The 13,864-nt window shown below is 63.0% G+C and carries 7 protein-coding genes; 2 read left to right on the plus strand and 5 right to left on the minus strand.

The annotated features are described in order from the left end of the window. Positions 1-20 precede the first annotated feature (20 nt). Positions 21-1,919 carry an ABC transporter ATP-binding protein gene (locus JQ597_RS06350; protein WP_212263373.1) on the plus strand — a complete coding sequence of 633 codons (1,899 nt, stop codon included), beginning with the start codon at positions 21-23 and terminating at the stop codon, positions 1,917-1,919. 94 nt (positions 1,920-2,013) lie between these two features. On the opposite strand, the gene JQ597_RS06355 is transcribed toward JQ597_RS06350, so the two are convergent. Together JQ597_RS06355 and JQ597_RS06360 are read right to left on the minus strand one after the other, a co-directional pair. Continuing rightward, entirely contained in the window at positions 2,014-3,039 is a 1,026-nt protein-coding gene (locus tag JQ597_RS06355) for a hypothetical protein (protein WP_212263374.1), read from the minus strand. Continuing rightward, positions 3,036-5,897 carry a penicillin-binding protein 1A gene (locus tag JQ597_RS06360; protein ID WP_212263375.1) on the minus strand — a complete coding sequence of 954 codons (2,862 nt, stop codon included), beginning with the start codon at positions 5,895-5,897 and terminating at the stop codon, positions 3,036-3,038. The genes JQ597_RS06355 and JQ597_RS06360 overlap by 4 nt, the downstream gene beginning before the upstream one ends. Before the next feature lie 202 nt (positions 5,898-6,099). Between JQ597_RS06360 and JQ597_RS06365 the strand changes: the two genes are divergently transcribed. After that, a complete protein-coding gene (locus tag JQ597_RS06365) occupies positions 6,100-6,654 on the plus strand; it encodes a hypothetical protein (protein WP_212263376.1) in 555 nt (184 codons plus the stop codon). A gap of 207 nt (positions 6,655-6,861) precedes the next feature. Here JQ597_RS06365 and JQ597_RS06370 read toward each other — a convergent pair whose 3' ends face one another. The 3 genes from JQ597_RS06370 to JQ597_RS06380 form a co-directional block, all read right to left on the minus strand. Next, positions 6,862-11,697, minus strand: a complete 4,836-nt coding sequence (locus tag JQ597_RS06370) for an NAD-glutamate dehydrogenase (protein ID WP_212263377.1) — start codon at positions 11,695-11,697, stop codon at positions 6,862-6,864. Positions 11,698-12,140: 443 nt separating this feature from the next. Then, positions 12,141-12,707 (minus strand): S-(hydroxymethyl)glutathione synthase, encoded by a 567-nt coding sequence (gene gfa, locus JQ597_RS06375; RefSeq protein ID WP_212263378.1) that lies wholly within the window; start codon positions 12,705-12,707, stop codon positions 12,141-12,143. Positions 12,708-12,742: 35 nt separating this feature from the next. Beyond that, positions 12,743-13,852: an S-(hydroxymethyl)glutathione dehydrogenase/class III alcohol dehydrogenase gene (locus JQ597_RS06380; RefSeq protein ID WP_212263379.1), complete on the minus strand. Its 1,110-nt coding sequence runs from the start codon at positions 13,850-13,852 to the stop codon at positions 12,743-12,745. Positions 13,853-13,864 lie beyond the last annotated feature (12 nt).

Below are 13,864 nucleotides of genomic sequence, written 5' to 3' on the forward strand. Positions count from 1 at the left end.
CGGGCATTGAAAGCTTCAGGATGAGTGTTGGCCCAAGAGTACCAAAGAGCGGACTTGACCATCTCGCCACCGGCGCGAAGCCGGCCCAGGCAACGGGTTCGCCGGTACTGTCGATCGCGGGTCTGACCACCTCGTTCATCCGCGATGGGCGATGGATTCCCGTCGTCCGGAACGTGTCGTTCGACGTTGCCGCGAAAGAGACGGTGGCGATCGTCGGGGAATCCGGCTCGGGCAAGAGCGTCACCGCGCTCTCGATCATGCGGCTGATTCCGCAAGAGAGCGGCCGCATCGAGGGCATCATCAAGCTCGCGGGCCGCGATCTCCTGACGTTACCCGAACAGACCATGCAGGATGTGCGCGGCAACGAAGTTGCCATGATCTTCCAGGAACCGATGACCAGCCTTAATCCGGTGCTGACCATCGGCTTTCAGATCGCCGAAGCGCTGATCTACCATCGGGGCATGTCACGCGCGGCGGCCGAAGCCGAGACCGTTCGCCTGCTCGAGAGAGTCCGCATCCCGGCGGCGAAGTCGCGTTTCCACGAACATCCGCATCGCTTCTCCGGTGGCATGCGCCAGCGTGTGATGATCGCCATGGCGCTGGCCTGCAGGCCGAAGTTGCTCATCGCCGACGAGCCGACCACCGCGCTCGACGTCACGATCCAGGCGCAGATCCTCGAGCTCCTCAAGGTTCTGCAGGAAGAAGAGGATATGTCGATCCTCTTCATCACGCATGACATGGGAGTGGTGGCCGAGATCGCGGACCGCACCGTGGTGATGTATGACGGACAGGCGGTGGAGGCCGACAGCACCGCACGGATCTTCGCCGCGCCTTCGCATCCTTATACCCGCGCGCTTCTCTCCGCCGTGCCGCGTCTCGGCTCCATGGAAGGACGGGCGCGGCCGATGCGATTTCCGATCGTCGACAAGGTAACGGGAACGTCGGATGAACCGACGGAGACGCCCGATACGGTCGCCGCATCAGAACGGCCGGTGCTCGACGTCGCCAACCTGACCACGCGGTTTCCGATCCGCTCCGGCCTGTTCGGCAAGGTCTCGGGCCGCGTCCATGCGGTGGAGAACATATCCTTCAGCGTGCATGCCGGCGAAACACTGGCGCTTGTCGGTGAGTCCGGCTGCGGCAAGTCGACGACGGGCCGGTCCATCCTCAAGCTCGTCGAGCCGGACAGCGGCTCCGTGCTGGTCGATGGCGAGGATGTCCTCGGCATGGGCGCCTGGGCCCTGCGCGCGTTGCGCAAGCGCATGCAGATCGTCTTCCAGGATCCGTTCGCGAGCCTCAATCCGCGCATGTCGGTCGGCTCGGCGGTCGCCGCGCCGCTCTATGCCCATGGACTGGCTTCTTCGTCGCAAGCGCGCGACAAGGTTGCCGATCTGTTGGTTCGGGTCGGACTGACGGCAGATATGGCGTCGCGCTTTCCGCACGAATTCTCCGGCGGGCAACGCCAGCGGATCTGCATCGCCCGCGCGCTGGCGCTCGGGCCCAGGCTGATCATCGCCGACGAGGCGGTCTCGGCGCTCGACGTCTCGGTCAAGGCACAGGTGGTCAATCTGATGCTCGACCTTCAGGCGAGCATGGGCCTTGCCTATCTGTTCATCTCCCATGACATCGCGGTGGTCGAGCGGATGAGCCACCGTGTCGCTGTCATGTATCTCGGCGAAATTGTCGAGATCGGACCTCGCGCGGCGGTGTTTGGAAATCCGCAGCATCCCTATACCAGGAAGCTGATGGCGGCCGTACCGATCCCCGATCCTGCGCGCCGCGCCGAGAAGCGCGGTGTATCCAACGACGAAATCAAAAGTCCGGTGCGCGCGCCCGACTACCAGCCTCCGGTTCGCCAGTACCGCGAGGTCACACCGGGCCACGTCGTCCAGGTTTGGGACGAAGAATGGTCGGGCTAACCAAGAGTGTCATCGCAACGCACGAAACGCTTGTGAGCGCGCTTACTCAGTCCTTCACCATACCGGCGTCCATTCGTCGCCGCACACGATCTGCTCATTCCCGCTCCATCATGTCGGCGATCGCCTTGATGCGGCTTCTGGCGTATTTCGGTAGGCCGGCGCTCAGCGAATCGCCGCTGTTGAAGGAGCTGTTGCCCATGAGCAATTGCGCGGGCACGAGGTTTCGTAGAACGGGTGTTTTGCTGTACTCCCTTTGCTTGTTCAGCACGTCGTTCCTGACCACAATCAGGATGTAGACCGTCGCGATGGCGGCGTCCCGCTCGGTCGGATGTTGTTGCAGGATCGCAAGCAGCTTGCCGAACTGGATGACTTGGTTCACCCAAAAGATGTTCTGCTCGAGCCCACCGGTGACTGTGGAGTCGAGTCCTGTCAGGCTCGGCAGCTCGGCAAGGTGCGGCTGCGTGACCAGCCCGATCTCACTCTGGAACTCGATGAAATCTGGAATGGGCCTTTTGCTCTCCTCGCGCAGCTTGTTGGCAAGGTGAATGCCCGCCGGAATTTTCCCTTCGAACATGTAGCGGGACCGCACGCAGATCGCCTTCGCGTCCTCGCACCAGCGGCGATTCGGCGGACGGTTGTGCGCGGCGACACCCGTGTCCTTGTTGGGAACAGCATCGCCCGCCGTGATCGGCCGGTGCTTGACCGCCGGATCGATCTGCTCGAGGAACGCGACGTTCGCATACCGCGACAGATCCAGTGCCGCTGCCGGTCTTGGAAGTCGAAACCGCGCCTCCGCCTGGTAGACCGAGAGCGTCAGCTTCGTTTGTTGGTTGAGCGTGGGCTCAACGAAGCTCGGGAAGAGCGAGAGGAAGCGCCGCTGAACCGGACGCGAGCGGGCCCAATCGTCGAAAGGAATAAGTCCCGTCGCGGAATCGGCGAGTTTGTCGTTGCGTTGGTCAGCGAAGATGACTGTGCGAGGTTTGATCTGGGCGATCGGAACGCTGGCGGCTGCGGGCACGTCCTCCAGCTGGAATTCCTGCGCGGCCGCGCCCGCGCAAGTGGCCAGGCAGGCGGCGATGAGGGCAGCGGCACGATGCAGTCTCATGGCGTCAATGCTCAATTCAGCCGCCGCGAGAAATAATCGGGATCGACTCGGAGCGGCGGTCGCGGGAGGCGGTCCTCGTCATCGGGATATCCGCGCCAGGAGGGATACTCGCGCGGACCAAGACGCCAGTTCGGGAATTGAAAGGGCAGCCGGTTATCGCCGTAAAGGCGGTTATCGTAGGACCACGGCTGGAATGGCCCGTCGTCTCCGTCATGACTGCCACGATGGGCGTAGCTTTCTGCACGCGAGACGATCCGAAATTGCGTATCATCGATTCTGCCCGACGGATCCCTCTTGAGGTACTCGGTGAAAGCGCGCCCGGAGCCGGCCGGTGCAGGATCGCCGGTATGGGGATCGATCGACAGAGCAACGAGCTGACGCAAAGCTTCGCGCGAAGGGCCGTTCAACGCCGTCTTGGGAGCGTGCAGCTCCCAGGCTGCCTGCACGATCGGCTCGAACATCGGCAGCGCCACTTTTCCTCCGGTCTGGCCGCGCCCAAGGGTGCGGCGCCCGCCGTCGCCATTGTCGTAGCCGACCCAGATGGCGATGGTAACGTCATTTGTGAAACCGACGAACCAGGCATCGGCCGAATTATCGGTGGTACCAGTCTTGCCGCCGGCATAGGGCGAGAGATGCTTCACTCCGCGCGCAGTTCCGCGCGCGAGCACGCCCTGCAGCATTGATTTCAACTGGTAAAATGATGCGCGGTCGGCGAAGCCGATCCAGGACAGCGCATGCGGATCGTGCCGGTAGATTGGGCGGCCGTCCTGTTCGATCGTTTCGATCGCATGGGGCTGGGGTCGTGCGCCTTCGTTGGCGATCGCTGCATAGAACGCCGCAAGGTCGATGAGCCGCACCGATTGGGCACCGAGCACGAACGGGTAGTAGCGCATGCATTCTTTGTAGAGCTGCGCTTCCATCGCGAGCAAGCAGACCTGGTCGAGGCCTCTCTCGGCGCTGTCGGCGAGACCGGTCGCGAGCAGTTGCGCGGTGGCGAGATTCCGGGAGTTTTCCAGCGCACTCCGCAGTGTAATGGCGCCCGAAGCGCCGCCGTCATAGTTCTTCGGCGACCAGAAACCGCGCTGGCCGGAGGCCGTCGCCCCGATCGGTGCCAGCGTCAGAGGTTCGTCCAGCACCAGCGTGTTCGGCTGCAATCCCTTCCGAAGGGCGGCGAGGTAGGTCAGCGGCTTGAAGGTGGAGCCGGGTTGCCGCAGGCTCTGAACGACGCGGTTGAGCTGGCTCGCCGGGTAGGAAAAGCCGCCCGCCATCGCGAGAATGCGGCCGGTTTCGTTCTCGAGTACGAGCGCCGCTCCCTGCACGGTCGGTCGAATGCGCAGATCGGCACGTGCCGCTTGCTTAGCATTGGCTTTGCGCACCTGCACGTAGATCACGTCGTACGGCTTGAGACTGCGCCGGATCGCGGCGCTCCAGGTGTTCAGCGGCAGGATGCTTCCATCGGTCAGACCGACGTTGATCGCATGGCCGCTTTTGCCACGCGTAGTCTCCAGGACGACCGCCGATTCCCAGTGAACGTCATAGAGAGGTAGCCGCGTCGTCTTCAACGCCACGAGCCAGGCCGGTTCCGTGGCCCTCAGGTCAGCCGCACTCAGACGGATAGCATTGGAAATGTTCGCCTCGGGTCCCTCAAATTTGTACCGATTGGTGTTCAGCTCGTACCGCGCGAGGCCCTCCTGCAATGTTGCTTCGACTGTGCGCTGCAAGGCCGAGTTGACGGTCGAGCGCACCGTGTAGGAGGATTTGGTGAGAGTATCGAGGCCTGCGACCACCTTTGCCTCGCGGGCGATCTGATCGACGAAGTGAAAGCCGAAGTCCCGTCGCGTCGGCCGGTACTCGACAAGCTGCGGCAATACTGCTTGCGCCGCGGCGGCGTCGATCATCGCGTCGTTCTGCATGCGGCCAAGCACATAGGCAAGGCGCTCGCGCGCGCGCTCAGGGTGGCGGTCAGGATTGAAGTAGTTCGGTCCCTTGGCGAGCCCGGCGAGTAGCGCGCCCTCGACGGCGGAGAGCGCCTTGGCTGGTTTACCGAAATAGCTGCGCGCCGCCATCTCGATGCCCCAGGCTCCGCGACCGAGATAAATCGAGTTGAGATAGAGCTCGAGGATTTCCGCCTTGGTCAGGGCGCGCTCCATCCGCGAGGCGACGATCATCTCGCGCAGTTTTCTTTCGTAAGTGATGTCGTTGCCCACCAGCAGATTCTTCGCGACCTGCTGTGTAATGGTTGAGCCGCCCTGCGGCCGGCCCGGCTGCGTGAAGTTGCCGATGAAGGCGCGGACCAGTCCGCGCTCGTCAATGCCCGCGTGTTGGAAAAAACGCCTGTCCTCCGCGGCGATGAATGCGTTGCGCACCTCTTCTGGGATATCCGCAAGCGTGACCCAGACGCGGCGATTGTTCGGTTCGTAAATCTCGGCAAGGCGTTCGCGCTTGTTGTCGAGGACTACGCTGGTGCCAGGAAGCCTGAGGTGCTTGAGCTGCACGGCGTCGGGCAGATCCTTCACCGCGCTGTTGTAGAAAGCGATGACCTGACCGAGATCGACCGGCGATCGTTCAACTTTTTCGACTTTGCAGAACTCCTTGTAGGTCACGTGGAGGTCGGCCAGGTTCAGTCCTTTGAGCGCCTTGATCTCGCTGCTCAGTGCCTCCTTGTCATCCATGGCAGTGGCAATCAGATCGTCGAGGTTGATGTCCTCGATGTCGAAAGCCTTGCGCATGTGGGCGCAGCCGGCATTCAAAAGCTGCGCCACCTCGAAGCGGTCACGCACCGCATCGAACTCGGTCTTGACTGCATCCGGCCGGGTAGTGACCTGGCTGAAGGCCAGCGCCGTGGCGAAGATCTTGATGAGAATCGTGTCCATGACCTGCCGACGGTCGAGACAGCCGCCTCCGTAAGGTCCCGTTCTTGTAGAACGATATTATAAACAAGGCTGTGTTGAGGAAAAAGTTCCCGAGGCGCCGCCGTCCGCTTTTCCGGACCTTCAGCACCGCTCCGACCTGGCCGGGCCACGGAACCAACGCTGCGGCCAGTCGTTCTAAAAATACCATATTGGCAGCGCACTCATGAGTATCCCTCTTCCAGTCGTGCTTGCCGCGGCGCTCTTCAGCACCGCCATCGCCACGACGCCTGCGGATGCTGCTCCTCGAAAAAAGAACCCTGCAGGGAGCGTCGCTCAGCCGCCCGCGGACAGATTTTTGGCCTGCGATGTCCGGGTGCGAGACTATCTTCGCGAAGGCGGCGCGGCGATACGGGTGACCAAGATCGAAGTGGACGATGCCCGACTGCAGTTGAACATTCATCATGAGTACGGCGAAGCTGGAAAGTCGTCTCGAAAATACCTCCGCGGAGACACTGAAGAAGAAATGCGCAAAAATCTGCGCGGAATACTGGATGAGTTCGCTGCGGCTGCGAAGGCCGCAACGACTGGTCGCGCTTGGTATGTGATCGCAGCTCGCAAGGTCATGCCGGACCTCCGCGACAATTCGGGCCAGACCACAAATCCGTGGACGGCCATCGTCCTGGCCGATTTCGAGGGAAAATGCAGACCCATCACGTTCTATCAGTCTGTCGACCGGAACAAGCTCGATCCTGAACTGAGCAAGAAATTGGATGAGTGAAGTTTTGCGCTCGAAGTGATTTGCAGTCGTAGCGACGGCGCCTGGACACCATGAGGCGCGGTGAGGATGCGAGGCCGCTCCAGCGCGGTGAGCCGATCGCTAAGCGTCTGCTGGCGAAACCCGGTTTCCCACACGCACCGACGCTCTACGAGTGCTCATATATCTACGAGTGCTCATATCCCGAATCGCTCATCGTGAGCGCCTTACTCAGCCCTTCACGATATCGCCGAGCAGGTTCGCCGCCACCGTCAGCTTCGCGAGTGTCAGGCCGCTGGCCACAATCTCCTCGACCGAGCGGCGGATGCGTGTCGCTTCAGGATGAGCCGCCAGCCAGTTTCCGGCGGCCTCCTGGCCGCATTGGCCGGTTGCCAGCATGTCCGCAGCCAGTCTTCTTTCGGCGGCTGCGATCTGGTCAATGGCACGATCAATGGCGAGACGCTCGTAGTTATCGTTGGCCGGGATGGTGCGTGCCGCGGCGATAAGGCGATCGAGACGGAAATTAGCCTCGGCAGCGAAGAAGGTAGCGGCGGCGTCGCCGATGGTCCGGCTGGTGCGCTCCGCTACGGTCACGATATCCGGTGCCGAGACCAGGGCGTCGAGATCGGCGAACTCGCCTGCGACGTCGGCTGGGACGCCGGCATCGATCAGGTCCTGCCGTCGCTTGCTGCGCCCGGCCTGCAAGTCCTCCGGAAGGGTCTTGTCGAGTCCAGCGACGATCTCGCGGATGCTCGGGCCGAAGCGCGCGATGACCGAGTCCAGACCGGCCTCGAAATCGACGTTGCGCACATACCAGACCATACGGGAGAGCAGGAGATCCTGAATCGCCGCGTAGAGGGTAAGTTGCAATTGCCCGTCGATGCGGGTGTCGAGCCCATCGATTGCGTCGTTCAGCCGCTTCAGACCGTAGGATTCATCCACCGCCACGAAGGCCATGACAATGGTCGACACCTCGGCGTCCGTCTCGTCGATCAGGCGCACGACACACGCCGGGCCGCCGCGATTGATGACGGCATTGGCGAGACTGGTGGCGATAATCTCCCGCCGAAGGCGGTGCTGCTCCACTGCAGCGGGGAATTTGTCCTCAAGCTCGCGCGGGAAGTACTGAGACAATTCGCGGGCAAGATACGGATCGTCAGGCACGCTGGCGGCGAGCAGATCGTCGTAAAGCGTCAGCTTGGCGTAAGCGAGCAGCACGGCAAGTTCCGGCCGGGTCAGGGATTGGCCGCGCCGGGCGCGTTCGGCGATCGCCGCGTCGTCGGGCAGGAATTCCACAGCGCGGCTGAGAAGGCCGCGCTGCTCGAGTGACTGCATCAGGCGCGTGAGGAAGCCGGTCTCTGCCAAGCCCTTGCGTTCGGCCAGAGAAAGCGCCAGCGTCTGCAGATAATTGTTGCGTAGCACCAGGGCGCCGACCTCGTCGGTCATCGCGGCCAGCAGGCTGTTGCGGTCAGCCGCACTGAGGTGTCCCTCGCGCTCGGGGCGCGCCAGCGCGATCTTGATATTGACCTCGACGTCGGAGGTGTTCACGCCGGCCGAATTGTCGATCGCGTCGGTGTTGAGCTTGACGCCTTTCTGCGCGGCTTCGATGCGGCCGCGCTGGGTCACGCCAAGATTGGCACCCTCGCCGATCACCCGGGCGCGGATATCGGCGCCGGTGACGCGGATCGGATCGTTGGCGCGATCGCCGACCTGATCGTCGCTTTCCCCCGACGCGCGGATATAGCTGCCGATGCCGCCAAACCAGAGCAGGTCGACGCGCGCTCTCAGGATCGCCGTCATCACCTCGAACGGCGTGGCCTGCGGCTTGTCGAGATCAAGCAGGGTGCGCACTTCCGGGGCGAGCGCAATGGCCTTGAGAGAGCGCGAGAACACGCCGCCGCCTTGCGAGATCAGCCCCTTGTTGTAATCCTGCCAGCTCGACCGCGGCAGGTTGAACATGCGCAGGCGTTCGGCGTGGCTGACGGCCGGGTCGGGCGAGGGATCGATGAAGATGTCGCGGTGATCGAAAGCCGCGACCAGCCTGGTCGCCGGCGAGAGCAGCATGCCATTGCCGAACACATCGCCGGACATGTCGCCTACGCCGGCGGCGGTGAACGGCATGGTCTGAATGTCGGTGCCGAGCTCGCGGAAGTGGCGCTTCACCGCCTCCCAGGCGCCGCGCGCCGTGATCCCCATCTTCTTGTGGTCATAGCCCTGGCTGCCACCGGAGGCGAAGGCATCGCCGAGCCAATGGTTCTTCTCGGTCGAGATCGCGTTGGCGATGTCGGAAAAGGTGGCGGTGCCCTTGTCGGCGGCGACGACGAGGTAGGGGTCGTCGCCGTCGTGCCTCACGGTGGAGTCGGGCGACACGATGACGTCGCCGTCGAAATTGTCGGTGAGTTCGAGCATGGAGCGAACGAAGATGCGATAGGCTTCGGTGCCTTCGGCCATGAAGGCGTCGCGATTGGCGGGTGGCGGCAGGCGTTTTGGCACGAAGCCGCCCTTGGCGCCGACTGGCACGATCACGGCGTTCTTGACCTGCTGGGCCTTGACCAGGCCGAGGATCTCGGTGCGGAAGTCCTGCGGCCGGTCAGACCAGCGCAACCCGCCGCGTGCGACCTTGCCGAAGCGCAGATGAATACCTTCGACACGCGGCGAATAGACGAAGATCTCGTAGAGCGGCCGCGGGGCCGGCAGGTCCTCGATCTTGCGCGCGTCGAACTTGAACGAGATCACCGGACGCGGATGTCCGTCCTGGCCGATCTGCCACAGATTGGTGCGGATGGTTGCCTGCACCAGATTGGTGAAGCGGCGCAGGATGCGGTCTTCGTCGAGCGAAGCGACGGATTGGAGTTGCTCCTCGATCTCGGTGAGGAGGGTCGCCTCACGTGCCGAGCGCTCGGCGTCGGTGGCGGCGAGGCGCGGATCGAGGCGGGCCTGGAACAGCGCGACCATGCTGGCGGTGATCGCGGTGTTCTTGCGCAAGGTCTCCCACATGTAGTCCTGGCTGAACGGCGCGCGGATCTGGTGCAGGTAGCGGGAGAGCGCGCGGATGGTCGAAACCTCGCGCCAGCTCAGGTCCGTACGCAGGATGAGGGCGTTGTATCCGTCGGATTCGGCCCGATCGCCGACCACCGCCATGATGGAGGCTTCCAGGCGATGGCCGAATTCCGAGCTGATCACGATCGGCTTGCCGTCGTTGGCCTCGATCGTCATGTCGTGCAGCCATACCGGCGCCGGCGCCGGCATGGCGCGAGGCACGATCTGATAGGTGCGCTCGTTGACGACGCGCAGGCCGTGATGTTCGATCACCGGCACCCGGTACGACAGCGACAGAGGCGCGCCAAGCGAGAAGACCTTGAGACCGAAGCGCGTTGGATCGTCCTCGCCCTCGATGCGGTGGGCCGAAATCGCCACCGGCCGCGCCGGGGTGAGCTTTTCGATGGTGGCGATATCGACAATCGCCTGCGAGGTGCCGAAGGCTTCGGTGTAGCCGCCAGTGAAGGCCTGGGCGTAGCGGTTGGCGAGCATGCGCGCTCGCATGCCGTCGGTGGAGGCGGCGAGCGCCGCCTTCAACTTGTCGCCCCAGGTCGCGGCGATGGTGCTGATCTCGGCTTCCAGCGTCGCGCGCTCGACGACGGGCGTTTTGCCCTCATAGCGCCCGATGATGTAGTGGACGCGCGCCAGCGATCCCTCGGGGAAGGAAGCGTACGAGGCGGCCACGCGCCCCTTGTAGACCTGCGCCAGGAAGTCCGCGACGCGCGTGCGCACATCGGTGTCATACTTCTCGCGCGGAATGAAGACGAGGATAGAGACGAAACGGTCGAACTTGTCGGCCCGTGCCAGCGCCCGCACGCGGGGACGCTCATAGAGCGTCAGGACATCCATGACGAAATTGTAGAGCGTTGTGGCATCGAGCTGGAACAGCTCGTCGCGTGGATAGTCTTCGAGGATATGCAGGACCGCCTTGCCTGAATGACTGGCCGGGTCGAAGCCGGCGCGCTGCAACACCTGTTCGACCTTGTGGCGGACATAGGGGATCTGCCGCGCCGAGCGGGTATAGGCACCCGAGGTGAACAGGCCGACAAGGCGCAACTCGCCCTCGAGCTGCCCGTCGGGCGCATAGAGTTTGATGCCGACATAGTCCATGCGGACGCGCCGATGAACACGGCTGTTCACATTGGCCTTGACCACCATCAGGACGGTCGGCTCGCGCATGAATTCGCGGATTTCCGGCGTCATGACCACCATTTCGGCGCCGCGGCGAAGAACCTTCACATCGGGATCACGCAGGATGCCGAGGCCTTCGCCGGTGCTGATGTCGTCCGGCGCATCGGCGTCGGGCGAGAATCGATATTCGCGCAAGCCCAGGAAGGTGAAATTGTCAGCGCACAGCCATTGCAGGAACTGGTTGGCTTCGGCGACCTCGTCGATCGGCAGCGGCGGCGGATTGGAGCGGAAGGTCATGATCGCCTGCTCGACCCGGGCGCGCATGGCCCGCCAGTCGGCGACGCAGGCGCGCACGTCGTTAAGCGTCCTGGTCAGGCCCTCGATCAGCTTCTGGCGGTCGGCATCGGCGTCCAGGCGCGCGATGTGGAAATGAATCAGGCTTTCGCGTTCGCCCTTTGCTCCCTCCGGCAGCGCTTCGCCGTAGAAATGCACCAGCTTGCCTTGCTCGTTGCGCTCCACGGCGATGATCGGGTGGGCGACCAGGGTGACCTCGATGCCCCGCTCGGCGAGCTCCGCCATGGTGGAATCGAACAGGAAGGGCATGTTGTCGTTGAGAACTTCGAGCACGGAAATCTCGCGCCCGTCGGGCATCATCGGATTGACGACACGGATGTCGGCACGGCCCGTCGTGCGTTGCTGCACATGCTCCCAGGCCTGTTCCGCCAGGAAGGCCAGGGAGGCCGCATCGTAGTTGGCGAGGTCCTCAAGGTTGGTATGGCCGAACAGATGCTCGGCAAAGGATCGGGGCGCCTTGCCCGTCTGCACGTTGCCCGCGGCTTCGCGGATCAGGGTCGCCCGGGCCTTGTCGTCACGCCACGACGCCATAAGGTCCTCCATTTCTCTCGCCGTCTGACCGCAGCCGCGATCGTTCGCTGGATTCTGGAGTGCATCTCTTTGGGCGCATCGCTTTGGCCGGGATTGATCGCGTACGCGCAATCCTCGGACTCGGAGCCTCAGCAGCCCTTGATGATTATGCCATCAAATCTCGAGAAATGCATCTTCAGTATGCGTTTCAGCCGACTTCGAGAGGGCTTGACTTGCTGGCAGGTAGGTTATCGGAGGTCGAGAGAGGACACCCGCCACGGCGCACTCGCGCAGCCTCGCTGGCACAGCTTACGAACGAGGAATTCATGCAGCAGGGGGTGTGGCGCTCCCCCGCTACCAAAAGCCTGCGATTTCCTGAGCCAAACTACGGTCTTCGGCGAGGCCGAATCTTGCGCGGCGGATCGCGGCTCCGCCGGTGGCAGTAAGCTCACCGGCGGTCGCGGACGATTGCAGGGTCAGGCCGCTTTTTTCGATTTCGCTACGTGGGTAGCGATCGCATCCATCAGCGGGGGAGACAGGCAATCATAGGGCTCGAGCCCGAGCTCTGTGAGGCGCGATCTGATCCCCGCCATATCGGACGGAGCGACACCGGCTTCGATCACGGACGAAACGAATGCGGCAAACCCTGGCGCCGCCGAACCGGCTTCCTGGAATAGTTCGGGGTGGATGAAGTCGAGGCCGTAGAACGGATGTCCCTTGTTCTCGATCCGGCCGTACATATGCGTGCCGCAGGCCTTGCAGGCGTGGCGTTGGATCGCCGCCGACGCATCGACGATTTGCAGCTTGTCGCCGTTTTCCAGCACCGACACGTTTTCGCGTGGCACGACCGCGACCACCGAGAAGGTTGCCCCGGCCGGTTTCCAGCATTTGGTGCAGCCGCAGGCGTGGTTGTGGGCGACATCACCCTTGATGCCGACCTTGACCGCCTTGTCCGCGCATTTGCAGGCAAGGGTGCCGCCGGCAAAGCTGCCCGATCCTTTCTTGACGCCGCTGTCGACCGATGGGTGGATGTGAACAGTCATGGGCCTATCCTCCTTATGTTTGACGTTCTTTGGCTTTAGAAAACGACGACCGAACGGATCGACTTGCCCTCGTGCATCAGATCGAAGCCCTTGTTGATCTCCTCCAGCGTGAGGACGTGGGTGATCATCGGGTCGATCTCGATCTTTCCGTTCATGTACCAGTCAACGATCTTAGGGACATCGGTACGGCCGCGCGCGCCGCCGAACGCAGTTCCTTTCCACACCCGGCCGGTCACCAGCTGGAATGGCCGGGTCGCGATTTCCTTGCCGGATTCCGCCACCCCGATCACGACAGAGACACCCCAGCCGCGATGGCACGCCTCGAGCGCCTGGCGCATCACGGTGGTGTTGCCGGTGCAGTCGAAGGTGTAGTCGGCGCCGCCGTCGGTGAGCGTGACCAAATGCGCAACGATGTCGCCGCCGACCTTGGTCGGGTTGACGAAATGAGTCATGCCGAAGCGGCGGCCCCATGCTTCCTTGCTGTCGTTGATGTCGACCCCGATGATCTTGTCGGCGCCGACCATTTTGGCGCCCTGAATCACGTTGAGTCCGATTCCGCCAAGTCCGAACACCACCACATTGGCGCCCGGCGTGACCTTGGCGGTGTTGACCACCGCGCCGACCCCGGTCGTCACGCCGCAGCCGATGTAGCAACTCTTGTCGAACGGGGCGTCTTCGCGGATCTTCGCCAGCGCAATTTCCGGCAGCACGGTAAAGTTCGAGAACGTCGAGCAGCCCATGTAGTGGAAGACGGGCTTGCCCTTGTAGCTGAACCGCGAAGTGCCGTCGGGCATCACGCCCTTGCCCTGCGTGGCGCGAATTGCAGTGCAAAGGTTCGTCTTTTGACTGAGACAGCTTTTGCACTGGCGACATTCGGGTGTGTAAAGCGGGATCACATGGTCGCCCGGCTTCAGTGACGTGACGCCCGCGCCGACCTCGCGAACGATGCCGGCGCCCTCGTGGCCGAGGATCGAAGGAAAGATTCCCTCGCTGTCGAAACCGTCAAGCGTGTAGGCGTCGGTGTGGCAAATCCCGGTCGCCTTTATCTCGACAAGAACCTCACCAGCCTTCGGCCCGTCGAGGTCGACCTCGACGATTTCCAGCGGCTTTTTTGCTTCGAAAGCCACAGCAGCGCGCGTCTTCATTCTTAACTCCAC

This window comes from Bradyrhizobium sp. AUGA SZCCT0177 (assembly GCF_018130125.1).
Taxonomy (GTDB): Bacteria; Pseudomonadota; Alphaproteobacteria; order Rhizobiales; family Xanthobacteraceae; genus Bradyrhizobium.